The 25,974-nt window shown below is 58.0% G+C and carries 26 protein-coding genes and 1 pseudogene; 20 read left to right on the forward strand and 7 right to left on the reverse strand.

The genetic code is table 11. The features are described 5' to 3' along the window. Window positions 1-6 precede the first annotated feature (6 nt). From lptM to ACXHGZ_RS21055, 6 genes are read left to right on the forward strand one after another with little or no spacing between them, the layout of a single operon-like run. Complete coding sequence (gene lptM, locus ACXHGZ_RS21030) at window positions 7-213, forward strand: LPS translocon maturation chaperone LptM (protein WP_084855385.1); 207 nt, start codon at window positions 7-9, stop codon at window positions 211-213. A gap of 9 nt (window positions 214-222) precedes the next feature. After that, window positions 223-1,470, forward strand: a complete 1,248-nt coding sequence (lysA, locus tag ACXHGZ_RS21035) for a diaminopimelate decarboxylase (protein WP_480461362.1) — start codon at window positions 223-225, stop codon at window positions 1,468-1,470. Window positions 1,471-1,474: 4 nt separating this feature from the next. Continuing rightward, on the forward strand, window positions 1,475-2,305 hold the full coding sequence (gene dapF, locus ACXHGZ_RS21040) for a diaminopimelate epimerase (RefSeq protein WP_084855383.1): 831 nt from the start codon (window positions 1,475-1,477) through the stop codon (window positions 2,303-2,305). A 13-nt stretch (window positions 2,306-2,318) separates the two neighbouring features. Further along, window positions 2,319-3,029, forward strand: a complete 711-nt coding sequence (locus ACXHGZ_RS21045; protein ID WP_196144629.1) for a DUF484 family protein — start codon at window positions 2,319-2,321, stop codon at window positions 3,027-3,029. Next, complete coding sequence (gene xerC, locus ACXHGZ_RS21050) at window positions 3,029-3,928, forward strand: tyrosine recombinase XerC (protein ID WP_480461363.1); 900 nt, start codon at window positions 3,029-3,031, stop codon at window positions 3,926-3,928. Before ACXHGZ_RS21045 ends, xerC begins: the two co-directional genes overlap by 1 nt. Then, complete coding sequence (locus ACXHGZ_RS21055; RefSeq protein WP_480461364.1) at window positions 3,925-4,620, forward strand: HAD family hydrolase; 696 nt, start codon at window positions 3,925-3,927, stop codon at window positions 4,618-4,620. Before xerC ends, ACXHGZ_RS21055 begins: the two co-directional genes overlap by 4 nt. Window positions 4,621-4,799: 179 nt before the next feature. Here the strand turns inward: ACXHGZ_RS21055 and sutA are convergent, their stop codons facing one another. The 3 genes from sutA to glnK form a co-directional block, all read right to left on the reverse strand. After that, window positions 4,800-5,126: a dormancy-specific transcriptional regulator SutA gene (gene sutA, locus ACXHGZ_RS21060; RefSeq protein ID WP_224457381.1), complete on the reverse strand. Its 327-nt coding sequence runs from the start codon at window positions 5,124-5,126 to the stop codon at window positions 4,800-4,802. A 455-nt stretch (window positions 5,127-5,581) separates the two neighbouring features. Continuing rightward, entirely contained in the window at window positions 5,582-6,913 is a 1,332-nt protein-coding gene (locus tag ACXHGZ_RS21065) for an ammonium transporter (protein ID WP_480461365.1), read from the reverse strand. Window positions 6,914-6,956: 43 nt separating this feature from the next. Next, complete coding sequence (gene glnK, locus ACXHGZ_RS21070) at window positions 6,957-7,295, reverse strand: P-II family nitrogen regulator (RefSeq protein WP_002555808.1); 339 nt, start codon at window positions 7,293-7,295, stop codon at window positions 6,957-6,959. 366 nt (window positions 7,296-7,661) lie between these two features. On the opposite strand from glnK, the gene ACXHGZ_RS21075 reads away from it, so the two are divergent. From ACXHGZ_RS21075 to ACXHGZ_RS21115, 9 genes and pseudogenes are all read left to right on the forward strand, one after another. Continuing rightward, a complete protein-coding gene (locus ACXHGZ_RS21075; RefSeq protein WP_084855377.1) occupies window positions 7,662-7,925 on the forward strand; it encodes an accessory factor UbiK family protein in 264 nt (87 codons plus the stop codon). Between the two features lie 175 nt (window positions 7,926-8,100). After that, a pseudogene (locus ACXHGZ_RS21080) lies at window positions 8,101-8,952 on the forward strand (YifB family Mg chelatase-like AAA ATPase); the annotation flags it as partial. 869 nt (window positions 8,953-9,821) lie between these two features. Then, window positions 9,822-9,947 (forward strand): P-loop NTPase fold protein, encoded by a 126-nt coding sequence (locus tag ACXHGZ_RS21085; RefSeq protein ID WP_480461367.1) that lies wholly within the window; start codon window positions 9,822-9,824, stop codon window positions 9,945-9,947. Between the two features lie 814 nt (window positions 9,948-10,761). Further along, a complete protein-coding gene (locus tag ACXHGZ_RS21090; protein WP_480461368.1) occupies window positions 10,762-11,373 on the forward strand; it encodes a thermostable hemolysin in 612 nt (203 codons plus the stop codon). Next, window positions 11,370-12,884, forward strand: a complete 1,515-nt coding sequence (locus ACXHGZ_RS21095) for an AMP-binding protein (protein WP_480461369.1) — start codon at window positions 11,370-11,372, stop codon at window positions 12,882-12,884. Before ACXHGZ_RS21090 ends, ACXHGZ_RS21095 begins: the two co-directional genes overlap by 4 nt. 16 nt (window positions 12,885-12,900) lie before the next feature. After that, window positions 12,901-13,770 (forward strand): TauD/TfdA family dioxygenase, encoded by an 870-nt coding sequence (locus ACXHGZ_RS21100; RefSeq protein WP_480461371.1) that lies wholly within the window; start codon window positions 12,901-12,903, stop codon window positions 13,768-13,770. Continuing rightward, a complete protein-coding gene (locus tag ACXHGZ_RS21105; protein WP_480461372.1) occupies window positions 13,770-14,903 on the forward strand; it encodes an aminotransferase class III-fold pyridoxal phosphate-dependent enzyme in 1,134 nt (377 codons plus the stop codon). Before ACXHGZ_RS21100 ends, ACXHGZ_RS21105 begins: the two co-directional genes overlap by 1 nt. Then, window positions 14,881-16,209: an aspartate aminotransferase family protein gene (locus tag ACXHGZ_RS21110; RefSeq protein WP_480461373.1), complete on the forward strand. Its 1,329-nt coding sequence runs from the start codon at window positions 14,881-14,883 to the stop codon at window positions 16,207-16,209. The genes ACXHGZ_RS21105 and ACXHGZ_RS21110 overlap by 23 nt, the downstream gene beginning before the upstream one ends. Next, a complete protein-coding gene (locus ACXHGZ_RS21115; RefSeq protein ID WP_480461374.1) occupies window positions 16,202-17,635 on the forward strand; it encodes an amidase in 1,434 nt (477 codons plus the stop codon). The genes ACXHGZ_RS21110 and ACXHGZ_RS21115 overlap by 8 nt, the downstream gene beginning before the upstream one ends. A 50-nt stretch (window positions 17,636-17,685) precedes the next feature. Here ACXHGZ_RS21115 and ACXHGZ_RS21120 read toward each other — a convergent pair whose 3' ends face one another. Next, window positions 17,686-18,216 carry a helix-turn-helix transcriptional regulator gene (locus tag ACXHGZ_RS21120; protein ID WP_480461375.1) on the reverse strand — a complete coding sequence of 177 codons (531 nt, stop codon included), beginning with the start codon at window positions 18,214-18,216 and terminating at the stop codon, window positions 17,686-17,688. 560 nt (window positions 18,217-18,776) lie between these two features. On the opposite strand from ACXHGZ_RS21120, the gene ACXHGZ_RS21125 reads away from it, so the two are divergent. After that, window positions 18,777-19,952: an MFS transporter gene (locus ACXHGZ_RS21125; RefSeq protein ID WP_480461376.1), complete on the forward strand. Its 1,176-nt coding sequence runs from the start codon at window positions 18,777-18,779 to the stop codon at window positions 19,950-19,952. 630 nt (window positions 19,953-20,582) lie between these two features. Here ACXHGZ_RS21125 and ACXHGZ_RS21130 read toward each other — a convergent pair. Together ACXHGZ_RS21130 and ACXHGZ_RS21135 are read right to left on the reverse strand one after the other, a co-directional pair. Beyond that, a complete protein-coding gene (locus tag ACXHGZ_RS21130) occupies window positions 20,583-21,242 on the reverse strand; it encodes an RES family NAD+ phosphorylase (protein WP_480461378.1) in 660 nt (219 codons plus the stop codon). Further along, the gene (locus ACXHGZ_RS21135) at window positions 21,235-21,945 is read right to left on the reverse strand and encodes a hypothetical protein (RefSeq protein WP_480461380.1); all 711 of its coding nucleotides are present in this window, start codon (window positions 21,943-21,945) and stop codon (window positions 21,235-21,237) included. The genes ACXHGZ_RS21130 and ACXHGZ_RS21135 overlap by 8 nt, the downstream gene beginning before the upstream one ends. A gap of 221 nt (window positions 21,946-22,166) precedes the next feature. Here ACXHGZ_RS21135 and ACXHGZ_RS21140 point away from each other — a divergent pair, with 221 nt between their 5' ends. The 4 genes from ACXHGZ_RS21140 (at window position 22,167) to ACXHGZ_RS21155 (ending at window position 25,276) form a co-directional block, all read left to right on the forward strand. Further along, complete coding sequence (locus ACXHGZ_RS21140; RefSeq protein ID WP_480461382.1) at window positions 22,167-22,679, forward strand: Lcl C-terminal domain-containing protein; 513 nt, start codon at window positions 22,167-22,169, stop codon at window positions 22,677-22,679. A gap of 286 nt (window positions 22,680-22,965) precedes the next feature. After that, entirely contained in the window at window positions 22,966-23,325 is a 360-nt protein-coding gene (ybiA, locus tag ACXHGZ_RS21145) for a riboflavin biosynthesis intermediates N-glycosidase (protein ID WP_480461383.1), read from the forward strand. After that, window positions 23,243-23,461, forward strand: a complete 219-nt coding sequence (locus tag ACXHGZ_RS21150) for an NADAR domain-containing protein (protein WP_480461384.1) — start codon at window positions 23,243-23,245, stop codon at window positions 23,459-23,461. Before ybiA ends, ACXHGZ_RS21150 begins: the two co-directional genes overlap by 83 nt. A gap of 786 nt (window positions 23,462-24,247) precedes the next feature. Then, window positions 24,248-25,276 carry a beta family protein gene (locus ACXHGZ_RS21155; RefSeq protein WP_480461386.1) on the forward strand — a complete coding sequence of 343 codons (1,029 nt, stop codon included), beginning with the start codon at window positions 24,248-24,250 and terminating at the stop codon, window positions 25,274-25,276. On the opposite strand, the gene ACXHGZ_RS21160 is transcribed toward ACXHGZ_RS21155, so the two are convergent. Continuing rightward, window positions 25,260-25,850, reverse strand: a complete 591-nt coding sequence (locus tag ACXHGZ_RS21160) for a sce7726 family protein (protein ID WP_480461387.1) — start codon at window positions 25,848-25,850, stop codon at window positions 25,260-25,262. The two genes, ACXHGZ_RS21155 and ACXHGZ_RS21160, sit on opposite strands and share 17 nt — an antisense overlap. Window positions 25,851-25,974 lie beyond the last annotated feature (124 nt).

Consider the following 25,974-nt stretch of genomic DNA (forward strand, 5'->3'; position numbering starts at 1 on the left):
TCGCCAATGAAGCGCCTGATTTCCTCCCTCGCGGCGCTGGTCGCGGTTGCCTGCCTCGTTTCGGCCTGCGGTCAGAAGGGCCCTCTGTACCTGCCTGAAGAAGGCAAGGACGGTAAGGACAGCCACAAGTCGCACCAGCATCAAGCTGCCGAGCCGGCTGCACCGGTCGATGCCGCCGAACCCGCCCAGCAAGAGCCGCAGCCCGAGCAGTAAGGAAATCCAATGGACGCTTTCAACTACCGCGACGGTGAGCTGTTCGCGGAAGGCGTGGCCTTGTCGGCCATCGCCGAACGTTTCGGCACCCCCACCTACGTCTACTCGCGTGCCCACATCGAAGCCCAGTACCGCAGCTACGCCGACGCCCTGCAAGGTGTCGAGCACCTGGTGTGCTTCGCGGTCAAGGCCAACTCCAACCTGGGCGTGCTGAACGTCCTGGCGCGCCTGGGCGCGGGCTTCGACATCGTCTCCGGCGGTGAGCTGGAGCGTGTGCTGGCCGCCGGCGGGCGTGCCGACCGCGTGGTGTTCTCCGGCGTCGGCAAGACCCGCGACGACATGCGCCGCGCCCTGGAAGTGGGTGTGCACTGCTTCAACGTCGAGTCCACCGACGAGCTCGAACGCCTGCAGGTCGTGGCGGCCGAGATGGGCAAGGTCGCACCGGTGTCGCTGCGAGTTAACCCGGACGTCGATGCCGGTACCCACCCGTACATCTCCACCGGCCTGAAAGAGAACAAGTTCGGCATCGCCATTGCCGACGCCGAGGCCATCTACGTACGCGCCGCGCAGTTGCCCAACCTGGATGTGGTCGGTGTCGACTGCCATATCGGTTCGCAGCTGACCACCGTCGAGCCGTTCCTCGATGCCCTCGACCGCCTGCTGGTGCTGGTCGACCGCCTGGCCGAGTGCGGCATCCACCTGCGTCACCTGGACCTGGGTGGCGGCGTCGGCGTGCGCTACCGCGACGAACAGCCGCCGCTGGTGGCCGACTACATCAAGGCGATCCGCGAGCGCGTAGGCGAGCGCGACCTGGCCCTGGTGTTCGAACCTGGCCGCTACATCGTCGCCAATGCCGGCGTGCTGCTGACCCAGGTCGAATACCTCAAGCACACCGAACACAAGGACTTCGCCATCATCGATGCGGCGATGAACGACCTGATCCGCCCAGCCCTTTACCAGGCCTGGATGGGTGTCAGCGCGGTCAAGCCACGCCAGGGCGAAGGCCGCAGCTACGACCTGGTCGGCCCGATCTGCGAGACCGGTGACTTCCTGGCCAAGGACCGCGTGCTGAACCTGGCCGAAGGCGACCTGCTGGCTGTCCAGTCCGCGGGCGCCTATGGTTTTGTCATGAGCTCGAACTACAACACCCGTGGCCGCTGTGCCGAAGTGCTGGTCGACGGCGACCAGGCCTTCGAGGTCCGTCGCCGGGAAACCATCGCCGAACTGTTCGCCGGCGAAAGCCTGCTCCCGGAGTGACCCCATGCTGCTGCGTTTCACCAAGATGCATGGGCTGGGCAACGACTTCATGGTCCTGGACCTGGTCAGCCAGCACGCGCATATCCAGCCCAAGCACGCCAAACAGTGGGGCGACCGCCACACTGGCGTGGGCTTCGACCAGCTGCTGATCGTCGAGGCCCCCAGCAACCCGGACGTGGATTTCCGCTACCGGATCTTCAACGCTGATGGCTCCGAAGTCGAACAGTGCGGCAACGGTGCGCGCTGCTTCGCCCGCTTCGTGCTGGACAAGCGCCTGACCGCCAAGAAGCGTATCCGCGTGGAAACCAAGGGCGGCATCATCGAGCTGGACGTGCGCAACGATGGCCAGGTGTGCGTCGACATGGGCCCTCCGCGCTTCGTCCCGGCTGAAATACCCTTCGTCGCCGATAAACAGGCCCTGAGCTACCCGTTGGAAGTCGACGGCCAGGTCCATTCGATCGCCGCCGTTTCCATGGGCAACCCCCATTCGGTGCTGCGTGTCGACGACGTGCGCACCGCGCCGGTGCATGAACTCGGGCCGAAGATCGAACACCACCCGCGCTTCCCGCAGCGGGTCAACGCCGGCTTCATCCAGGTCATCGACCGCCACCGCGCCAACCTGCGCGTGTGGGAACGTGGCGCCGGCGAGACCCAGGCCTGCGGTACCGGCGCCTGCGCCGCTGCCGTGGCCGCCATCAGCCAAGGCTGGATGGATTCGCCGGTGACCATCGACCTGCCGGGCGGGCGCCTGAACATCGAATGGGCCGGCCCCGGCAAGCCCGTACTGATGACCGGCCCCGCCGTGCGCGTCTACGAAGGACAGGTTCGTCTTTAAGCGAGTAACCGCCATGACCGATCAGCCCCAGGCTGCACCCAAGCAGGCCCAGGACCTCGATGCCGAGGCCGTGGTCGCCTACCTGCGCGCCCACCCGACCTTCTTCGCCGAACACGACGAGTTGCTGGTCGAACAGCGCATCCCGCACCAGCGCGGTGACAGCGTGTCGCTGGTGGAACGCCAGCTCAAGCTGCTGCGCGACCGCAACATCGAGATGCGCCATCGCCTGTCGCAGTTGATGGACGTGGCCCGGGACAACGACCGGCTGTTCGACAAGACCCGACGGCTGATCCTCGACCTGCTCGACGCAGGCAGCCTGGAGGAAGTGGTGATGGCGGTCGAGGACAGCCTGCGCCAGGAATTCCAGGTGCCCTTCGTCAGCCTGATCCTGTTCGGCGAAACGGCCGCCCCGGTCGGTCGCTGGGCCAGCAATGGCGAGGCCCAGCAGGCCATCGGCGCGCTCCTGGGCAGTGGCAAGACGGTCAGCGGCAACTTGCGCGAGCACGAGCTGGCCTTCCTGTTCGGCGAGGAGCAACGCAAGGAAGTCGGCTCCAGTGCCGTGGCCGCCCTGGAATACCAGGGGCTGCATGGCGTGCTCGCAATCGGCAGCCGCGACCCGCAGCACTACAAGAGCAGCGTCGGCACCCTGTTCCTCGGCTACATCGCCGAAGTGCTCGGCCGTGTCGTCCCACGCTTCACCCAGACCCTGCGACCGGTGCGCTGATGGAACGCCAGCTGGAGGCTTATTGCGCACACCTGCGCAACGAGCGCCAGGTGTCCGACCACACCCTGCTGGCCTACCGTCGCGACCTGCAGAAGGTCATCGAATACTGCAACAGCCAAGGCATCGACGGCTGGGAGGCGCTGCAGGTACAGCAACTGCGCCAGCTGGTCGCACGCCAGCACCACCACGGCCAGTCGTCGCGCAGCCTGGCACGCCTGCTCTCGGCAGTGCGGGGCCTGTACCGCTACCTCAACCGCGAAGGCCTGTGCCAGCACGATCCAGCCAACGGCCTATCGCCACCCAAAGGTGAACGGCGCCTGCCCAAGACCCTGGATACCGACCGCGCACTGCAACTGCTCGACGGCGGCGTCGATGACGACTTCATCGCCCGACGCGACCAGGCCATCCTCGAGCTGCTCTATTCGTCCGGGCTGCGCCTGTCGGAGCTGACCAACCTCGACATGGAGCACCTGGACCTGGCCGGCGGGTTGGTCCAGGTCCTGGGCAAGGGCGGCAAGGCCCGCGTCCTGCCGGTCGGCCGCAAAGCCCGCGAGGCCCTGCAGGAGTGGTTCAAGCTGCGCGGCATCAGCGCCCCACGGGACAATGCCGTGTTCGTCACCCGCCAGGGCAACCGCCTCAGCCCACGCGCCATTCAAGTACGGGTCAAGACTGCCGGCGAGCGGGAGCTCGGCCAGCACCTGCACCCGCACATGCTTCGCCATTCCTTCGCCAGCCACCTGCTGGAGTCGTCCCAGGACCTGCGCGCCGTGCAGGAGATGCTCGGCCACGCCGACATCAGCACCACGCAGATCTACACCCACCTGGACTTCCAACACCTGGCCGCGGTGTACGACAGCGCCCATCCTCGGGCCAAACGCAGCAAAGGCACAGACTCATGAGCATCAAGCTGATCACCTTCGACCTGGACGACACCCTGTGGGACACCGCACCGGTGATCGCCAGCGCCGAGATCGTCCTGCGCGACTGGCTCGAGGCCAACGCCCCGAGCTTGGGGCCGATCCCGGTCGAACACCTGTTCGCCATCCGTGAGCGTCTGGTACAGGCCGAGCCTGGCCTCAAGCACCGGATCAGCGCCCTGCGCCGCCGGGTGCTGTTCCATGCCCTGGAAGAAGTCGGCTACAGCGCAAAACAGGCCCAGGAACTGGCCAACGAAGGGTTCGAGGTATTCCTCCATGCCCGTCACCAGGTCGAGGTGTTCCCCGAGGTGCAACCGGTGCTGGAGATTCTGCGTCACCAGTACATCCTCGGCGTGGTCACCAATGGCAACGCCGATGTGCGTCGCCTGGGGCTGGCGGACTATTTCCGGTTCGCCTTGTGCGCCGAGGACCTGGGCATCGGCAAGCCGGACCCGGCACCGTTTCTGGAGGCCCTGCGCCGTGGCGAGGTGGAGGCCGGCGCTGCCGTGCACATCGGCGACCATCCCGGTGACGACATCGCTGGCGCCCAGCGCGCCGGGCTACGGGCGGTGTGGTTCAACCCCCAGGGCAAGGCCTGGGCGGGCGAGCAGGCGCCGGATGCCGAGATCCAACGGCTTTCCCAGTTGCCGGACATCCTGACCCGCTGGCGGTGAACGGGTCTGTGGGAGCGGGCTTGCCCCGCGATTAGGCCCGACCCGATATCACCGTCGCCTGGCAAGGGCTTCGCCCTTGATCGCGGCACAAGGCCGCTCCCACAGGGGCAGCACTAACCACCGGATCGCCATACACAAAAAAGCCCGCAGCGACGGCGGGCTTTCTTGCATCCAGCCACTCAGATAGGGCGGCTGCCGTACTTGTTGTCCGGCTTCTTGGGCGGATCGGCGACCACGTTGGCTTCGACCTCTTGAACCTTGCCACCACGTGCAAGGAACTCTTCCATGGCCTTGGCCAGCGCATCGCGCTCCTTCTGCTTGGCCTCCATGCTCGGCATCTCGTCTACCGAGACTGCTGCCTTGGATTTGCCCTTGGCGGCAGGTGCGGGGCTGTCGTCTTCGCCGGCATCTTCCGCGCCGTCGTCGGCTGCAGCTTCAAGGCCCTCATCGGCCTCGTCTTCGTCGCCTACTTCGAGGTCGTCATTTTCCAGATCGTCGTCGCTCATGTTCTACCTCATGACTTGCGAAAAGCAGGTTAGTTATAGACCAGTGGAGCCGTAGACCGGCGTCCACCAGTGAAAATTCAACTGGCCGTGGGTTGGCCACTGCCCGGGCATCCATCTCCTGATGGGAGACTGCCGCCCTACAGGCCCTGCTCCTGGCAGTGCCTGAAAAATCATCGAGCCATCGGCCGGAAAAAAGCGCCGGCAATTACCTGCTGGCCATGCGCTATTGCAAGCCTAGCAAAGGGTTGAGAAGAGTGTGGACAGCTCATCAAACACCCTTCGGCGCGCATTCTAGCGCGCTCGTGAAAAAAGCAAAGCTCCCTGAACGCCTGGCAACCTGTAAGTTTTTTACGAATGTCACGAACGTGCCGGGTAAACCGTTTGCCCTACGCCAAATAGCGAATTCCAGGCAAAAAAAAGCCCGGCGAACCGGGCGATTTTCTACCGCGTTGCGGTTACAGGTTGTAGCCGCGTTCGTTGTGCTGAGCCAGGTCGAGGCCGACCGACTCTTCTTCGTCATTGACCCGCAGCCCCATCAGGCCGTCGAGCACCTTGAGGATCACGTAGGTGGCAATGGCGGTGTAGACCACGGTGAACAGCACGCCCTTGGTCTGCACCCAGACCTGTGCGCCTATGTCTTCGACCGCACCAAAGCCGCCCAGGGCAGGCGCTGCGAATACGCCGGTGAGGATGGCACCGACGATGCCACCGACCCCGTGTACGCCGAAGGCATCCAGAGAGTCGTCGTAGCCGAGCTTGCGCTTGAGGCTGGTTGCGCAGAAATAGCAGATCACGCCCGAAGCCAGGCCAATCACCAGCGCACCCATCGGACCGACGGTACCAGCAGCCGGCGTGATGGCCACAAGGCCGGCGACCACACCCGAGGCGATGCCCAGGGCGCTGGGTTTACCGTGGCCGATCCATTCGGCGAACATCCAGCCCAGGGCCGCGGCGGCGGTGGCGATCTGGGTGACAAGCATGGCCATGCCGGCGGTGCCGTTGGCAGCGGCGGCGGAACCTGCGTTGAAACCGAACCAGCCGATCCACAGCATCGCGGCGCCCGTCAGGGTATAGCCCAGGTTGTGCGGGGCCATCGGCGTGGTCGGGTAGCCCTTGCGCTTGCCCAGCACCAGGCAGCAGACCAGGCCTGCGATACCAGCGTTGATGTGCACCACGGTGCCACCGGCGAAGTCCAGTACACCCCAGTCCCACATCAGTGCACCGTCACCGCTCCAGACCATATGGGCGATCGGTGCGTAGACCAAGGTGAACCACACGCCCATGAACACCAACATCGCAGAGAACTTCATGCGCTCGGCGAAAGCACCGACGATCAGCGCCGGGGTGATGATGGCGAAGGTCATCTGGAAGGTGATGAACACCGCTTCGGGGAACAGCGCGGCAGCCGAGGTCAGGCTCTGAGGCGTGACACCGCTGAGGAACGCCTTGGAAAAGCCGCCGATGAAGGAATTGAGGTTGACCACGCCTTTTTCCATACCGGAGGTATCGAATGCCAGGCTGTAGCCATAGATGACCCAGAGAATGCTCATCAGGCCGGTGATGGCGAAGCATTGCATCATCACCGACAGCACGTTCTTCGAGCGCACCATGCCGCCGTAGAACAGCGCCAGGCCCGGAATGGTCATGAACAGCACCAGCGCCGTGGCGGTGAGCATCCAGGCGGTGTCACCGGAGTTCAGCGCCGGGGCAGCTTCCTCTGCCAGGGCCAGGCCGGGCATTACGAGGGACAATAGGGCTCCTAGCCCTGCGATCTTGCGCAGAGTCATGTTGTTTTCTCCTGGGGCGTTGGGTTTGGTGAGGCTGTGTTGCTTAGATCGCGTCGGTATCGGTTTCGCCGGTACGGATGCGAATGGCCTGCTCCAGATTGACCACGAAGATCTTGCCGTCACCGATCTTGCCGGTGTTGGCTGCCTTGGTGATGGCTTCGATGACCCGGTCAAGATCCTTGTCGTCGATGGCGACGTCGATCTTCACCTTGGGCAGGAAATCGACCACGTACTCGGCACCGCGGTACAGCTCGGTATGGCCTTTCTGCCGACCGAAGCCTTTGACTTCGGTCACGGTGATGCCCTGCACGCCGATTTCCGACAGCGACTCGCGCACGTCGTCCAGCTTGAACGGCTTGATGATGGCAGTGACTAGCTTCATGAAACTTCTCCCGATTTGGTGGACTTGCCCCAGGAAAACAAACCCGTCTCAAGTCTAAGCGCAGCGCCTGGCTTTGTAACGCGCCGTCGGCGGCATCTGGCATCGCATGCGCGCTGCCTAGTTCAAGGAACTGCATCAGTGCATGGCTCGCAGAGGTCTTAGCAGAAACCTTGCCAGTTCGAACAAAGCCATAAAAAACAAATAGTTACTGTAAATTCGAATGCTTGGCCAATCGCCATCAGGCAAAAGGCGCACAATTCTGGTGCATGCTGGCCTGGCGTATTGCGCAAAACCTGTGCAGCGCGAGCCCCGCCGGGGCGCGTGTTACACTGCCCGCCTTCTCATTGATTCAGCGGACAGCCCAACATGCTCGCGCCAAAAGCCTTCCTCGACGCCCTGAGCGACCAGGCCTCCCGCCTGTTCAGCGGCGACACCGCCCAACCCCGCGCCGAACTGGAAAGCCAGTTCAAGGTCCTGATGCAAGGTGCCTTCAGCAAGCTGGACCTGGTCAGCCGGGACGAATTCGACAGCCAGATGGTCGTCCTGGCGCGCACCCGCGCCCGCCTGGAAGCGCTGGAGAAGCAACTGGCCGAGCTGGAGGCCCGGGTCGCGCCGCCTGCCCAGGAATGACAGCCGGAACCCTTGTGGGGGTTCATCCGCGAAGGGCCGCACAGCGGCCCAAACCTGACCTTGACCCGTTTCGCTGCAAAACCCCGACGCACTCTTTCGCGATTACCCTCCCCCAGGCGCTCTATGCTTGCCAAACCGCAGGAAGCGGTTCCTCACAAGCGACCACGGAGTGTCCATGTCCCTCGCCCTCGTCCACAGCCGCGCCCAGGTCGGGGTGCTGGCACCCGCTGTCAGCGTCGAAACCCACCTGGCCAATGGCCTCCCAACCCTGACCCTGGTCGGCCTGCCCGAAGCCACGGTCAAGGAAAGCAAGGACCGGGTGCGCAGCGCCATCGTCAACTCCGGGTTGGACTACCCCAACCGACGCATCACCCAGAACCTCGCGCCCGCCGACCTGCCCAAGGACGGCGGCCGTTACGACCTGGCCATCGCCCTGGGCATCCTCGCCGCCAATGGCCAGGTGCCGGTGGCGACCTTGAGCGAGATCGAGTGCATCGGTGAGCTGGCCTTGTCGGGTGGGTTGCGCCCGGTACAGGGCGTCTTGCCGGCAGCGCTGGCGGCACGGGAGGCCGGGCGGGCGTTGGTCGTGCCGAAGGAGAATGCGGAAGAGGCGAGCCTGGCTAGCGGCCTGGTGGTCTATGCGGTGGGCCATCTACTGGAGCTGGTCGCCCATCTCAACGGCCAGGTGCCCCTGCCACCCTATGCGGCCAACGGCTTGCTGCTGCGCAGCCGGCCCTACCCCGACCTCAGCGAAGTACAAGGCCAGGCCGCCGCCAAGCGTGCGCTGCTGGTGGCGGCGGCGGGAGCCCATAACCTGCTTTTTACAGGCCCGCCAGGTACCGGCAAGACATTGCTCGCCAGCCGCCTGCCCGGGTTGCTTCCCCCGCTGGATGAACGCGAAGCCCTGGAAGTGGCGGCGATCCAGTCGGTCAGCGGCCACAAGCCGCTGGACTGCTGGCCGCAGAGGCCTTTCCGACACCCTCATCACTCAGCGTCAGGACCGGCCCTGGTGGGCGGGGGCTGTAGGATTCTTAAATAAATGCGACGTTCCTGGAATTGTTGCGACGAGCCTGCCGCAGCCACTCATCAGCAATCCACGCTCGACAGCCCGCAATCCCTCCTTTGTACGCTCGCAGCTACTGACGGATGAGACTACGATTCTGCAGCTGCGACCGACCAAGCGCAGCAGGAGTGAAACCTGTGTGCCATCACCGGTCAGTAAGGGTCTAGAACATCTTCCACTGCGCGACGTAGCGATGCAAATTCCAATCCGTCGGTGATTCGCAGCGCATAACAATGCCAGATTGACGCGCAGGTCCAGCCGACCCTTTTCAACATCATCAAGATCGACACCGGAGAGGATCAGCGTGGCGATGTGCGCCAGGCCTCCAGCTGGATCAGTAAGTTCGGGTGCACCATGCTCGATGCTGGTGACTTGGGAGCTCAGCTCGAGCAACTTGGACACACTGGTACAGGCGTGGTTGAACAGCAGATCGGTCCAACGTTGGTGTCCCTGTGATAGACACTGCCGCGATTGGCGTGCCGTGAGGCGCGCTTACTGACGGATTTTAAGTGATGTTTGGAATTTTTCGGCATCTTGTCGGTGATAACTGGCCTCCTCGTAACGGACCACCCCGCCCAGCCGGTAGCCAATCGACGGCACAACCAGGCAGCACGCTGTGCCTTCCAAGGTATCCCTTTTATTGCGATCTCGTGGAGGCTCAATCCGATGACCGACATACTGACGAACCTTAAAAATTGGATTGCTACATGTCGGGTCCAGGCGACTGAGGAGCCTGCCTCGGTCCAGTCAGTAGAAATCGGATCAGAAGCCCCCATTCGATCGGCATCCGAAGACAAACTCAGGAGAGGTGATTTCGCTCATCGGATTGCCGGGTGCTTTCCGAACTCAGCCTCCGAGAGGGCCGCGTTTTTGCGATCCGTGGAGGATGGGGCTACGGAAAATCATCCTTGAAGCACCTGGTGATTGAGCAACTGGAAGCCAGTGGCTTTGAACAATAAAGATCGACACAAAACAATAAAGTTTGAGACAACGTGTAGTCCCCCGTATCTACGGGGGTTTTCCGTTTCTGGATCATGCGTTGGTCGAGATAAGCCGCTTCGTTTTTCCGCGAGAGTAATCTAGAAGGTCCTCCTAACAGGATAGATTGCAGGCCGTTTGATAATTTCGCCTGCAGTTCCGGCAGTACCTGATTTGAAAGAGCACTCCTTGTTCATGTGGAAAGTCTCCGGTCAGAAATCCTCGAAATTTCGAGTAGCGCGATGTGGAGGCGTGCAAGGAGGGCGGTGGAATCTCTTGTCAAAGCCGATCCATCCGGGTTTTCGATACACTGAGATCTTGCTTCAGGTAAGTGAAAAGAGATTGGGTTACCTGCTCAACTATTCCAGCTGAATGAAAAATTATAGAGTTTCCATTTTGCAGATCATGCAGTTGCCGACACTCATACTCAGCGCGAAAGAAACCAATCGAGTGCATACAGCCGTCGGCCTCACGCTTTTGAATGGTCATTGTACTGCTAATACTATTGGCTCTGTGATGCGCATGACAAGATAGGATACGCCCCCCCCCGCGCGGCGCACCTCTCAGCAAGAAGACTAAATCTTTGTGAATCAATAACTTGCATTGATCGCCCCAAAAAAACAAGAAAAAATTGGAATATTCAAAATCGCTGTGCTATTCCTATTGCCGGTCTAGCGAAGCGATTGGAAACGCTCACCAACTAGTTGAGACAAGTTACATTTTTATTGCCGCAAAGAGTTGATGGTTAATACGCTAGCCGTCGTGCATCCAAACTCAGCCGATGAGGAAATTCAAGTGCGTGCGCATCTAGTAAAGCGCCAATCTCCGCAATGGAGTGCGGCACAGGAATTTGTAAAGTTGCGGTACAAAAATGCTTATGGCGCTGTAATAGCTCCGTCCCCCGATTATTTCCTAATTGTGTCAGAGGATGAGAAATCCATACAGGCCTGTGCCGGAATATGGTTTGCTGGTGAAGGAAAGCTGTTTTCAGAAAACTACATCAATGAAAATTGCGAAAAAATTCTTTCCGGCCTTGAAAGCAGAAGGGTCGAGCGAAGCACAGTCGCCGAGATCGGCAGCGTGGCGTCGGTGAACAGCGCTGCTGGCCGCTGCATGTTCAAAATGCTATCTGTGGTCAGTTGGTGCCTGGGGGCTCGATACCTTTTGTGTACCTCGAACCCTCGTTCGATTCAGGTCATGATGCAGTGCAAAGTTAATTTTGTGCCCATTTGCTCGGCAGACATGAATCGAGCCCCTCGCACCGAGGGAATAACCTGGGGAAGTTACTACGACGATCAACCCATCACGGGCTATATCAGGCTAAATGAAATGGAGTCGCATTATCGCGAAACCATGCTGCACACTGAATTCCACCTCCAGCCTGAGCTTCGGAGTATCGCATCATGAACTTCATCCAACACATGCTTGATGAAATTCAGTCTAAACCCGATGCAATCCGTATCATTGACTGCTCAAGCAATCGCCCCGAATTCATTGATGGTAAAACCCTTTATCAGCGCGTTATGCAGTTAGGCGAACACTTGGTGGCATCAGGCCTGGACCAGGATGCTGTGATCGGAATCGTAATGTCCAATAGCGCAGACTGGGTAATCGCCGACCTTGCATGCCTTGCATTTGGTTACACCACATTGCCCTTACCACTAGGTTTTAGCCGCTATCAGGCAGAGTTTCTTGCCCACCGATGCACGGCTTTTTTGGTAGATACCAAGGGCAGACAGGTGCTGGAGGAGAAATGGGAGTTGGCCACCTTGAATGCAATCTGCGTCAAGGATGTCTATCAGCATGCCCACCCTCACCCAACCGGCACACGGCAAACCCGGTCTGCCGACTGGGTGTGCAAAATCATTCACACCTCAGGAACCACCAGCCGTCCCAAAGGTGTGAAGCAAAGCCTGGGCGGTCTGAGTGTGATGCTGCATTCGCTACTTGAACGAGTTCCTCGGCCCATACATAAGCATTACCTTTCCCTGGTTCCGCTAAGTTTGCTTATCGAGCAAGTCACCGCCGTTTATCTACCCTTGCTCAGCGGAGGCAAGATTCAATTTCTGCCGCCGACCGTTCCCCTGATCGGCGAGCCCAACGTGGATATGCAAGCGCTGATTACGCGTGTGATCGACTGTGGTGCAACTGCCATGACCGTGCCTCCGGTCATGCTTGAGGCACTACTGGCACGTGTAGAAAACGATACGGCACTGGCTAGCTACTTTAAGACCAACCTGCACATCACAGCAGGTGGTGCTCCGGTAAGTGCACGCGCACTCGAGCGCCTCGAGCGGCTGGGCATTACGGTATATGAGGGTTATGGGCTTAGCGAAAACGGCTCGGTGATCAGCGTCAGCACTTCCCAAGCAAGGAAAATAGGCAGCGTTGGCAAGCCATTAGCGCACGTTGAAGTACGTATAAACAGTGAAGGCCGTATCGAAATCAGGAGCGCTTCGATATTTGCGGGTTACTCCTGGGTCGATCCGAGCGCATGTCAGGTAGGCGCTGACGGCTGGCTGGATACCGGCGATCTGGGCCAAATTGATGAAGACGGCTTCCTGTATGTCATAGGTCGGGCGAAAAACCTCATCTGTCTGCCAAACGGGAGGAACGTTTCTCCAGAACAGGTGGAAATGTCCTTCCGTGAACAACCAGGCGTGAAGGAGGCCATCCTTTACCTAGGAACCAATGCCGAGCTGACAATAGCGCTAGTGGTCTCTCCCCACTTCGATGTCGAGCAGGTAAAGCAATGGTCCAAGGAATGGTTCTCTGAAGTCGAACGTCCACAAAAACTGCGCGTGCTGCATGAGGATGCCCCCTTACTGCAGGCGTTAGCCACCAAGACCCTGATCGAGAAACGGCGAATCCTGACAGCCGCTGCCGCTGAAGAACACGAGGCTGCTTCAACTCATTGAAAAGGAGTTCAATGACATGGATAAAAAAATTTATACCGCGCATCAGATAGTCAAGCATCCGCACATTATGGACATGGACACGGCTGCAGTCTTCGACGCCCTGAAAACCTATGGCGTGGTGATGTTTCGCGACTGTTTCCAAGACCTGCACACCTTCACATCTTTTGTCAAACAACACAGTTCGAAACTCAGCCTCGACCCGGGAAGAACCATTGAAGGTGGCGTAGCACAGCTGGTCGATGCAGGTATGGATGCAGTGGGGCTTCATTGCGAGAATGGTAACGCTCCTATTTGGCCAGATTTGACTTGGTTCTACTGCCAGAATGCGCCGAAAGTCGGCTCACAAACGACGTTATGTGATGGCCAATCGGTGCTGCGCGATCTTTCAGCCGGACTGGCTGAAAAATTCCGAAAAAAACCGATTCGTTACCGTCGTACCGTGCCAGGCGACAAATGGCGTCGCATTGTCTGTCATTACAACCCATCTATTCGGCATATAGATGACGTGAAATTCTCCGACCTAGTAGCGATCGTCTCATCGGACCCTGGCACCAGTGTCACTTATCACGAAAAGGACGATTGTGTTTCGTATGCCTTTGTCGTTTCCGCGATTCAGGCATCGGTTTTTAGCGACAAAGAAGCCTTTGCCAATAGCATTCTTGGCCCGTCATTCAACTACGAAAAACCCATCATTGACTTTGCCGATGGTGAGCGCTTTGCACCCTCCTTGCTGGAAGAAGTAGAGGAAGTGACTGCTCGACATACACACAGGGTGGGTTGGCAAGATGGCGATGTCGTGATGATTGACAATCGCAGGGTAATGCACGGTCGAGAGCGAATAGTGGATTCGCAGCGGACAATTTTCAATGCACTGAGCTACCGGTGATGAAGATGAATTTTAAAGTCGTGTCAAAGGCGGAACGCGAAACATTCTGGTTGAGCAATGGTGACATCAACTATGACTTGTCCGGTGGCTTTGGTTACCAGGTCAAGGAAGTCCAGGACGCTGCAATAGAGCAAATCCAGAACCGTGTTGGTCTTTCCAGCCGCGTACTGCTGAGCACCCCGCTGTTGCAGCTTTGCGAAACGCTGTCGACCTGGTTGGGACCTCGCTACCAAAACAGCTATGTCTGTAACAGTGGCGATGAAGCGTTCGAGGGAGCCCTTAAACTGGCGCGTGCGCTAAGCCCAGGACGCAAGACATTAGCATACGTAGCCCACAACCATTACGGTCAAATGAGCCATGGGCAATTACTCAAACCATCAGCGGCCCAACGTGAACTCGCGGCCTACTTGGGGATCCGCATCATCCCGATCTCCACGGCGGCAGAACTAGAGGCCTTTGACGCGTGGGAGGATTGCTTCGCGTTTTGCCATGGTCCCTTCACGAAGTCGGAAACCGATCAACGAATGTTCATGCCCCTCGCTAGCATCAATAGAGCTCAGCGTGCAGCCTCGCAGCATGGTGTGCTGAGCATCTACAGCGACTTGGACACATGTCTGGGGCACTTGGGCCATAAGCTGTCTCACACCCTATATGGTGGTACGCCGGATGTGATCGTCATGGGCAACAACCTCGGTGGCGGCTGTATCCCAATTGGTACCTACACCACGCGCCACGAACTGGCAAATGCTGTGTATGGCCGTAGCTCACCCGCCAAGCATGGCAGCACGACCGCCGGTAACCCACCGGCTTGTGTCGCGGCACTGGCTGCGCTGCATTTCGCTCAAACGCAGTCACTTTGGAACAACGCGGCAGAAAATGGAAAGTTGATAGAACTGGCCCTGCAGGAGTTTGCCCCAACACGGTTCGGGGGCTGGGTATCACTCACCTTTGCCAATGAGTCACATGCCCGAGAGGTCCATGCAAATCTGGGTCAGGCTGGCTTTCACCTAAGTTCACCTGAAGGTGCTGAGTTGATCATTCGGCCACCACTCACTGCGCGAAAGGAAGTTGTTTCGTCTGTCGCCCACTCCATTCTGGACTTGTTGAAAAATGCTTACCAAAAAGTCGCGTAATGCCTGGATTAACGCTTGCTACCAGCACTGGACTCCCTCTGCCGCCAAGCTCTACCGAATCGCAAATACTGGCGTGGAGCAGAGCGCCAATGATTGCCTGGTCACCGATCACCGCGGTACCGAGTATCTCGATTGCGCCTGCAGCTACGGGATCTTCCTGATTGGTCATGGAAATCCAGTGGTGCGTGCTGCTGCGGCAGCACAATTGGGCACCCTCGCCGCTGTACCGGCGGGTACAGTGTCTACCGAGCAAATCAGATTGACTGAAAAACTTCGTGAGATCGTACCCGGTGAGTGGGATCAGGTTCGCTACACGATGACCGGCGCCGAGGCCATCGAGCAGGTACTCCGCTACGTGCTCGCGACACGGGCGCCCAAAAACCGGATCGTGGTGATGCAGCAGTCGTATCATGGCAAAACGCTCGCCACCATGAATATCCTCGGTCAACAGCATGCCAGTAATGAACTGGGCTTGAACCGACAGGACGTTGTGTTCATACCCTATGGCGACTTCCAGGCACTGGAGTCAGCGATCACGACCGATACCGCCGCAGTTTTCATAGAGCCCATTTTGGGGGGCGCATATTTGCGGCTGCCGCCAGCTGGATACCTCAAACGCATCCGTGAGCGCTGCAGCGCTGCAGGCGCCCTGCTTGTGGCCGATGAAATCCAGACAGCCTTTGGCCGTTGCGGCAAATGGTTTGCGATTGAATATGAAGATGTTTTGCCTGACATCATCGTTTTGTCCAAAGGGCTAACCGGCGGATACGCGGCCATTGGTGCCATCCTTTATGGCGCACACCTCTCCCATCATTCGGCAATGGATACGACCAGTCAGGGTGGCCAGCCTTATGCGTGCTCTGTGGCGTTAGCTGCTATTGAGGTGTTGACATCACAACGTCTGATTGAAAAATCCAAGGCTGCTGCCAACGTCCTGGGCACAGGGTTGCAACGCCTCGCCAACAAATACCCTACCGTCATTAAAGATGCTCCCGCTATCGGCTTGATGACCGGCATTCGCTTGAACGGAGCGGTGTATGAGGCGTTGATTTGCACCGCGCTCGGCCGCAAGGGCATTCATGCCGGACACTCTATGAATGAGAAGGCAAAACAACCAGTGCTGCGCTTCTACCCACCCTTGACCATTACCGTGGCACAGGTCGAGCACGTGCTGACTGAGCTGGAGAAGGTTCTGGACTCTGTGAGCTCGCAACCACGTTGGAAGCTGAAACTGCTCAGCGGCGTGATATCAAACCTTTACAAATTGCCTTACGCAATTTTACCGAAAGGAAGCAAAGATGATTGAAGGCCTGACATTGGTGCAAATGGCAGAACACGTTCAACGTGGCACGATCACCAGCGTCGAGTTGGTTGAACATTATCTCAGCAAGATTGATGCGCTGAACCCTGCTCTCAATGCCATCATTCAACGGCCCGAACGTGAAGCCCTGGTGCAGCAGGCCGCGGCAGCCGATGCAATGGCCGCCAATGGTACCAGCCTAGGTCCATTGCACGGTGTTCCTATCACTATCAAAGACGTCTTGCATGTAAAAGGTTTCACCTTGTCCCGTGGTGTAGCCGAGTTCATGAGTGGTCCCAGCGAGGTAGACGCAACGGCTGTCGCCAGGCTTCGTCAGGCCGGCGCGATCATTTTGGGACTGACCAATGTTCCAGAGTTGTGCATGTCGTTTGAGAGTAACAATCTGGTTTATGGCCGGACCAACAATCCCTATGACGTATCGCGCACTCCTGGAGGCAGCAGTGGTGGTGAGGCTGCTGCAATTGCAGCAGGCTTGTCGCCGGCGGGGCTGGCTTCAGATGCTGGAGGCAGTGTTCGTATACCTGCGCATTTTACGGGCATCTGTTCTTTGAAACTGACCCAAGGACGTGTACCTCTTACCGGTCAGTTCCCAAGAGAGCGCGCAGGGCTATTCCACCATACGTCAAGCTTCGGGGTGATGGCGAAGCACGTTGCCGACCTGGAACTAATGGGCCGGTTGATTGCCGGGCCAGACGGCCACGATCCAGACACCGTTGATGCTCCATGGCCAGTCGAGCCACCCGCCAAGAGCAAGCCTCGTGTCGCTTTCCTTATGGGAAGCGAGCGCTTGCCGATTGCCGCATCGGTGAGTGCTGTTCTGACAGAGGTCCTTCGTCTCATTCCAGAGTTCACCGAGGACATCACCGAAGCTTGTCCTGACCAGTTCGAAGAAGCGAGCGAAGTAATGTGGCGTCTCTTCATTACGGGAGGAGATGGAGGCCATGGTTGGAAGCAGCTTCTAAAAGACATCGGAAAGTCTACAACGACGCCTCAGCTCCAGGGGCTGATTGACATGAGTGAGGAGGTATGCCCCAGCACCCTCGAAATGAAGCAGGATTGGATTGCCTTTGATCAGTTCAAATACAAACTTGCCGCGTTCTTCCGGAAGTACGACTTGCTGATTACTCCGGTTTACCCAGATATCGCCTTCAGGCACGGCCAATCTCTTGAGGATCGCTCGAAGTATGGATTTGTTTTCCCGTTCAGTCTTTCTGGCTCGCCCGCGGTTGTACTTCGGGCAGGTACAGATCAATCGACAGGTATGCCAATAGGCATCCAGATCGTGTCCGCGCACTGGCAGGAAGCTAAGTTACTTGCATTCGCTCGGCAGCTGGAGGAGGTACTTCCCAAGTGGGAGCCCGCCCATGTCAGCACTGCTCTCCAGTCCGTGCCCGAGCTGGTAGAGAGCTGACTCACTACGCTTCTGTGGGTCAAGTTCCTTGACCCACAGATTTTTTGTAGTTAAGCGGGCATTACACGATATGCACAGCGGCGCGCCTCCAGCAGGATATGTTCAATTCGTTCCACCTTTGCGCCCAAGACTTTCTCGAAAATTTCCAACTCCGAGCGACAAAAGCCTTGGCACACTGTCGCAGCCGAGCAGATAGGGCAATGGTTTTCAATGAAAATGAAACCCTCTCCTTCTTCATGATATTCGGCCATATAGCCTTCTCGCGTACGGACCTCGACCAGGCATTGCAGTTTTTCCGCAAGGGTTTGTGCCGAGCTTAAAGCAGCTCGGTAGTTCTCCAGGTTTTGCTGCTCTCTGACATCGATCAGCTTATCAATAGCTGCTTCGCCAAAAGTCTTTCTCACAGAGTTCAGTAACTGGATGGTTAGCTCGGAGTGTGCATCCGGAAACCGGGCGTGGCCTTTGCTCGTAAGCTGCCAATACTGAGCCGGGCGCCCAACACCACGCGGCTCGGAATACGCCACCACGAGGCCTGAGCTGGCGAGTTTCACGAACTGCTGCCGGGCAGCTTCTGAGGTCATGCCCAACAACCCGCCTGCAACCGACGCCTGTTGTGGGCCCCTCGACTTGAGCAACTGCAGAAGGCGATCGCCCGTGGACTGTAGCGTCCCCTCTGAATTTTCAAACTGTTTGCTTGACAAAATAAGATCCCTTCACAAGAATAAAAAAAGGCATTGCTTGTTTTATTGAGGGTATACGTAACCTTCCATTTAGGCAATGCGGCTCAGATGCATAGGAGGCATCATGAATGCAGGTCAGGGAATCTACGCGGTTTTATGGACTAGCCCAAGGGAGTACCGTTCAAGTCGAGCAAGCGGATGTTGCCTTCTCTCTCTAATGTATCGAAGTGGCCACAACGGTGTCGCCGAGCAGAATCAAGAACATGATCACTACGCGCAACATCGGCGTTATCTAACCAATGGACAGCCACCCATTCGGCCCCAAAGCCCTCGGTTCGCTATCCAGTCTGGTTGTCTGGAGCGACCTGCCTCCCAGGCTTACGAACATGACTATTTATCCCGTCATCGCCGCACCTTGGCGATCGATCCCGCGACCTCGAATTCTCTGCTGGAGCAACCCCATGTTGCGTGATTCTCCTTCAAAAGCGTGCGTTATCTTGCTGGCGGTGTTGGTCGGCATCAATCTGCGCCCCATCATGGCCTCGGTCGGTCCACTGTTAGATCTTATGCAGGACGACCTTGGGTTATCTAATGCGGAAGGGGGGCTTTTGACGACCCTGCCTGTAATGATGATGGGCTTGTTTGCCTTGGCTGGACCATGGCTTCTGCGGATAGTTGGCGAAGTCAAAGGTGTAGGAATGGGTATAACGCTGATTGCCTTGAGTTGTGCCGCTCGTATCTATGTCGATTCTGCCGGATCAATCATCGCTACGGCCATGCTGGGTGGCATCGGCATTGCTTTCATTCAAGCGCTCATGCCCGCTTTTATCAAACGTAGCCATCCAGAAAGCGCCGGTATGCTGATGGGATTGTTCACTACGGGCATTATGGGCGGAGCTGCTTTGGCAGCAGCCACAGCCGCACCTGGCGCAGCGTTTTTTGGCTGGAAGCTCACGCTGGGGTTCGCAGCCCTACCCGCAGTACTCGCACTGGTTGCCTGGGTTCTTGCCGCTGGTCGGACCTCCCCCTATTCTGCATCGGTAAGCTTGCCCTATCGCAATGCACAAGCATGGTTGCTGTTAGTATTTTTTGGTATCGGTACAGGCGCTTACACTTTAGTACTGGCTTGGTTACCGCCATTTTACATCCAGGTCGGATGGGCAGCTGCAGATTCTGGCTATCTGCTCGGTGCTCTGACGCTTACGGAAGTAATAGCTGGGCTATTGGTGTCCTCGCTAATCCATCGCTTCCCTGACCGGCGACCTCTCCTGATCTTGGTAATTTTACTTTTGATTAGTGGCTTAACTTGCTTGATTGCCGCTCCAAATCAGCTCGCGTTGATCGCGATTGTATGCCTGGGCCTGGGTATTGGTGCGCTGTTCCCGTTGACGCTGATTGTCACCTTAGATCACGCTAGCTCTCCCGAAAGTGCCAGCGAACTCTTGGCCTTTGTACAAGGTGGTGGCTATATCATCGCTGCGACAATGCCAGTAATCGCAGGTTTATTACGGGACCACCTTAGCTCCCTGTATTGGGCCTGGGGTTTAATGATCATAGGGTCTGTGGTACTGCTTGCCCTAAGCGCCTTCCTCCATCCTAATACCCATCGTCCAATTAAGCTTGCCAGTGATACTTGAAAACTTCCGATGCTGGAGGTGGGATCAACCGTGGGCGTCCGCTCTGGGTCGATTTTTGCCGGTCAAGACGTACCCGTGCGCTGCTCACATCCGATGCAAATGGCTGGTCAAGACGAATGCAAACAGGTTGTCAAGTGGCTTGCAAACACTCGGTCAAGTCAGTTGCAATTTCCCACAGTGCTTGACCAAGTGCTTGCCGCCGTAGAGGGTGACGAGCTGTCGTACTCCACTTTACTGCCATTCGAGAATGACTAAGTGAACAAGATTCACTGGTTCTGCGTTTCCAATCCAGATGGAAAACATTTTCCAGAGTGGCGATGTCCTTCGGAGTGAGTGACACCGGGGTGGTGTTCGTACCGGCAGCGATAGCGGGTGATGAGACTGAGATGAACGTGATGCTTTGCGCATCAGGGTGAATGGCGTCATCCGTCGCATCTTATTCAGACTCCTACACCTTCCCCGCTTCGTCGAGGAGCGGCTCGACAAGACAGTGGCAGACGACCTGGCGCGGATCGAGGAGCAATTTGAGAACGCGATCAAGGATGTCAGTCTGGGCATCACCGCGTAACGGGGAACGCTGGGGCCGGGTGACTACGCTCGGCCATTCGGTCAAGGGAGCCCTGTGCCCTGTCAGGGCTCCTCCTCTGGGAGTAGCAGGACACCGATCATCTCCGCCAGCAATAGCAGCTGCCCGAAAGTGCCGGGATCGTCCTGCAGATCACGCCCGACATCATGCTCTACTAGCGCCCCCTCACTCACGCGATCACCAAAGAGGATATAGGCTTGGGCCTGGTCATCCTGGCGAGAGACCCAGCGCAGCCCTTGCGCCTCTGGCGCAAGCTGATGAATCGCCTTGGCCCAGGACCTGGTGTAATCGTACTCCGAGGCAGGCGTATCTATTAGGTGCTGGCGCTCAATGCCCAGTCGCCGAAGTGCCTTGGTCGAAAGATCGACGAGTGTCAGGTCTTTGGCTGTGCGGATGACGGAGTGATTCAGGCCATTGAGTCGCTTCTGCTGGAAAGTTTTCAGCCCCGGGGCGTAGCTCACGTCATGAAATGCCGTTTCCATCACCGCACAATGGAACGTGCTCCCGGCGTAAAGGGTCGGAACGATCGCTCCCGCGGCATCGGTCAGCGGGCTGAACCGGGCGTTGCCGCCCCTCGTGGGGTTGTACTCCGTCGCACCGAAGCGTTCCTGGTGTACGCGGTGCAACAAGGTGCCGGAGGGCATGACGAAGTGGGATAGGTGGAGTGTGGCCGGTGGCTTATCAGGTTTGGACTGATCAGCCATGCGAGATCTCCGCGACTTCCTCCCGCGCGGCCTCAATGACACGCTCCGGGTCCGACCGCAAGAGATCTTGCGGCCTCTTGGATGCCAGCCAGCTGTTATTGGACATGAACCAATACGCCATCTGCCAGGCATCCTTGGCGGACTCGAGCACCATGATCACGTCCTTAAGCTGAGACAGAGGACGATAACCACGCGTCTCGTCCAAGCCGTACAGCGGAAAGTAGTCGGTGCCGTTGTGGGTGATAGCAAAGATACGCTTCTCCCGCTTCCACTTGCTGGGCTGCGAGGACGGATTGCTGGCGCTGAGCTGAGCCAGATCGGCAATCTCCGACGCCGTGACCCAATCACCGCTTTCGAGCACCGCGGTTTTCGCCTTCATCAGCATCTTGGCCTGAAGGAGCTTTGATGAGGAGACCGGCTTGGTTGGCACCAAGACCTCAACGATCCGCTTGATGGACTCACGCCCGACTTCTTCGACCCGAGACTGGAACTGCTGGCCGACCATATCCAACGTGTGGACGAGCGCATCAACGGACGCTTCGGAGTTGCTGTGCACGGAGATGACAATGCAGGTGTGGTAAGTACCCTCGATGTTGATCGTCTCCAAAGTACCGATGCTCTCGCCAACGTGCACATCAAACATCTGGTCGCCGGTGCGGGTGACGGGACGGCTGATTTGGATGACGTCTGCTGGCTCTGCCATGACAACCTCTGGAATGACCTGTATTACCGTTTACGGCAATAACCAATCTAATCTAGCTGCGGTCAACGAGCAACACAATCGCCCCCTGGACCGATAACCGGCCTCGTTCGATTTCAGTGCGTAGCACCATGGAGGACCCTGGGTTCAAAGGGCAGGCACCGGCTAGTGGCACGCTCCCTCGCCGGAGACAATCGCAGGCAGTCCTTCCAGGAGCCAAGACCATGACTCTTATCCACCAGCAACCTACCTTGAGCAACCTCTCAGTGACGCTCTCACCGCCGCCTATCGGCGAAATGTGGCCAGGCCAAGGTGGCATCTACTTAGGCCTGCTCCAATATGCTGACGGCGCGTTTCACACGATCGCAGCCGCCAACGATGCCCCAGGGCGCCACACTTACGGCGACGACGGCGTGGTGGGCACAGCAATCTGTCGGTTTGACGGGCAAGCAAATACTGATTTGCTTATCAAACAGCAAGGACGACACCCTGCCGCGATTGCTGCGATTGGCTTCACGGCAGAAGGGCACACCGACTTCTTCCTGCCAGCCATCGACGCGCTTCACCATGCGTGTAAGATCGCGCCTGAATCGTTTGCCAAGAACTGTGTCTACTGGTCGTCAACTCAGTCTGGCGCCAACTGTGCCTTGGGCCTTTATTTCGACAATGGCTGGATCTTCGAAGACGTCAAGTTCGGAGCGCGCCTGGTGCGCCCGTTCCGGAGACTCCTTCCGTAAACGGCAAGCTCCAGATCCAGCCCTCGATCAGCCGTCAGTTTCACGCCTGTTGCAGTTGACTCCCCCACATTTTTGGTCGGGCGCTTCGTCGTCGTTAGTCGTTGATCTTCCTAAGCTCCAGCCACCGAAACTCGGCCCAATCCTGACTATCCTCGTCGTCCCAAGGCACGGCCAGCCTGTGCCCGCATCTGGCTTCTGGCACGCTCCCCCTTCGGCAATAATGCAGTCCTCGACAAACAGTCCAGGGCAACCTGGTGCAACGTAACGCCAAAATGGGATAGCGCTGATGATCACCAAAGGGAACATGACAATCTTCTTCCGCGAACATGATCCTTTCTCAAACTGGTTCCGGTCGGAGTTCGAGGTCAAAGGCGTACGCTTCTGCTGCATGGAGCAAATGATGATGTTCGCGAAGGCGAAACTCTTTGGTGACGAGGAAACTGCTCGCAAGAACTTGTTGGTAACCAATCCTCGAGACCATAAGGCGTTAGGACGGTCAGTCGCCGGTTACATAGAGCCCCTCTGGGCGGAACGTCGCGTACGCATCGTAGCCCACGGTTGCTATGCAAAGTTCTCTCAGAACCCGGCTCTCAAAGCGGCCCTTCTCGCCACCGGGGAAACGAAACTGGTCGAGGCCAACCTATGACCGCATCTGGGGCGTCGGCCTGGCCGAGCATGATCCTCGGATTCTTAACCCAGAAACGTGGAACGGCCAGAATCGCTGGGGGGTGGTGCTCGAGCAAGTTCGGGCACAACTGCAGACGGCCCAGACTGAAAGTTAAACACCAGGACCTGACTATGCTCGCGGCCGAGCACCTTTCACACGTCGCCTGAAGCGATGACCCCTTCGAATTCGGCAAGCAAATCGACCGGGCCTGAAGGTTCAAGACTCTTCCCCCGGATGTTGCAGTCTTTTCTCGGGCACTCCACCACAAGGCCTGGGCCGCCAGTGTTCAATCCCACCTGAGGCATGTCGATGCCATGGATAGGGCAACGGCCCTGCTCTAAACGTCTGGCCCGGTCCTGGGCCGTTTGCCTGGCCATGTTTTTCCTCCCGCTCACTGAAGCTGATTCATTCCACATCCACGAATTACGAGGGTATCTCTACGCAAACCATCGGGCTTCGAGCCGACGCAGTCAATGCGTATTAAGCGTCAGCCTCAGCTGTGGCTGGTGAGGCGCCGCCTGCCCAAGCCGCTCGACTCCGCACTGAGGAATCCAACTGATGCCCGTTAGCAACTTTGGAGCACGTCTCTTGGATAGCTGCCTGGGGGAATGAACCGTGTAGTGACGACGATGGGCCCGAGAGGCGACCGCTTCTGACACACCCAAGCCACGGGCAATCTTCCTCATACCAACGAACCCACTGACTGGGCGCCTTGCCCGGCCATCTCTTCCCGGGCTTCAGCCTGGAGTCTTGCCCTGCCGGATTCTCGACAGTATCAATCTAAATTGGTGGGTGCCGAACTTTATTGCCTTCAACACCACTACCAGAGACACCCCCTCGCTTGCCCGGTCGAGCCACAGTAATATGATGGCACAATAGTGCCGCGCGCCAAGGAGAGGAAATGCCGATTCATTACACCAGCCATCCGCCCTATATCCCGGTTATCAAGTGGCAAAAAGCCGAGCAGAAGGCGCTTTCGGCGGTAGCCGAGGAACTCACTGACCACGTGTGGCCTTGCATCGAGGTCAGGGGGGTGACTTACCATGAGCTGCTGATGTCCGAGGTTTACCATTACTGGAAAGGCACGGTGTTGGTGGACTACGCAGACCCGTCGGGTCGACTGATCGGCCGTCGAATGAGCGAGTTCGAGTCGTTTCTCACCGTTGCCGGCGACAAGAACTACCCCATCATCCCCGTAATAGATTCCCGTGATGCCTTGGAACTTAGCGAGAGCATGCAACGGCTGCTTTCAACCTTTGAGACGGTCGTGATTCGGCTGCGGTTGGAAGGTTTTGCGTTGGGGCAGGATCATCTGACCCGAGCTGAGAAGGCCTGCGAGATGCTTGGCCAACTCAAGGTGGAACCGCGACTGATGGTTGATCTCGGCGAATGCCCTGCAACCTGGTCGCCTGAGTCCCTGCGCTCATTCGCGGATGCCCTGGGGAAACTGAAGGCATTTGGCTTCCAGACCGTGCACCTCACCTCTGGGGCCTACCCCGAAAGCCTGCTTGAAGTGGCGAACATGGCAGAGTACGACCGCAATGACTGGAAGCTCTGGAAGGAGCTCAATACGGCAGTGCCAGAAATTGGGCTCGGCTATTCCGATTACGGCATCCTGTCGCCAAAGTGGACGGAGGAAATCCTGAAAAAGATCGCTAAGAAGGTCGCCCTGCGATACACCCGGGCCAAGGATTGGCTGATCCTCAAGGCCACGGGAAAGCGCAAGCAGGACTCCATCGACTTGTCAGTGATTTTGGTAAACCAGTACGCCGAGGACTTCAAAGGAGGCGACTTCTCCCTCGGCGATCGTCAGATGGCGATCAGAGCGGACGACAGCGTGCCAGATCGAAACAAGAAGTCAGGCGCCACGGCACATCTGACAGAAGCCTGGATCCATCACATCGCTTTTGTCGTCAAAGAGCAGTACTGAACAAGTCGTAGGGCTCGGCTGCCACATGGGCCTCGCCCCGCTTCATGAGGTAACTGCGCACCATCTCCCTGAGCTCATCAAGAGTGAGTAATTCAGCCACTCGCTCTTGAAGCACGTAGAGACTTTTTCCACGCCATCCGCGCAGCGAGCTGCGCGCCTCCAAGATCGACATGCACTCGTCTCGGTTGAGCAGTGTTGCCAAGACCTCGGGTTCGTGGCCCTTGTTGGGCTTGGCGACACGCACCTGTTTGAAGGCGGCGTCCTCGTTCTCCGGGACCAGCAAAATTCCCCACCACTTCGGCAGCATGGGTATTGCTTTTTTGAGGTGGCGCTCGGTGGTGACCAAGGTGACGTGATCAAAGACTCGTGCGTAACGGCAACCTTGACCCAGCAACCGCTTCAGCGAGTCGCCTTCGCTCTTGATCTCGTAGCAGTGCATGTCGTGCACATCGACTACGTCGGCACGGATCTCGCCGCCATTGAGCTGCAACTCCTCCAGGATCATGCTCGACATGCTGTCGCGGACACAATCCAGATGATGCGCCAATGCTCGCTTGATCTGTGCCTCACGCATTGATGTAACCCTGATAGAAACGTCGCCAATACACAGCTGAATAGTGTAACCCATTCGGCCAGCCCCGCTGAAATGATACACTAGCCAGGCATCTATGCAAATATGCTATTATTATTTAATGAAT

The organism is Pseudomonas shiyinii (assembly GCF_056725765.1).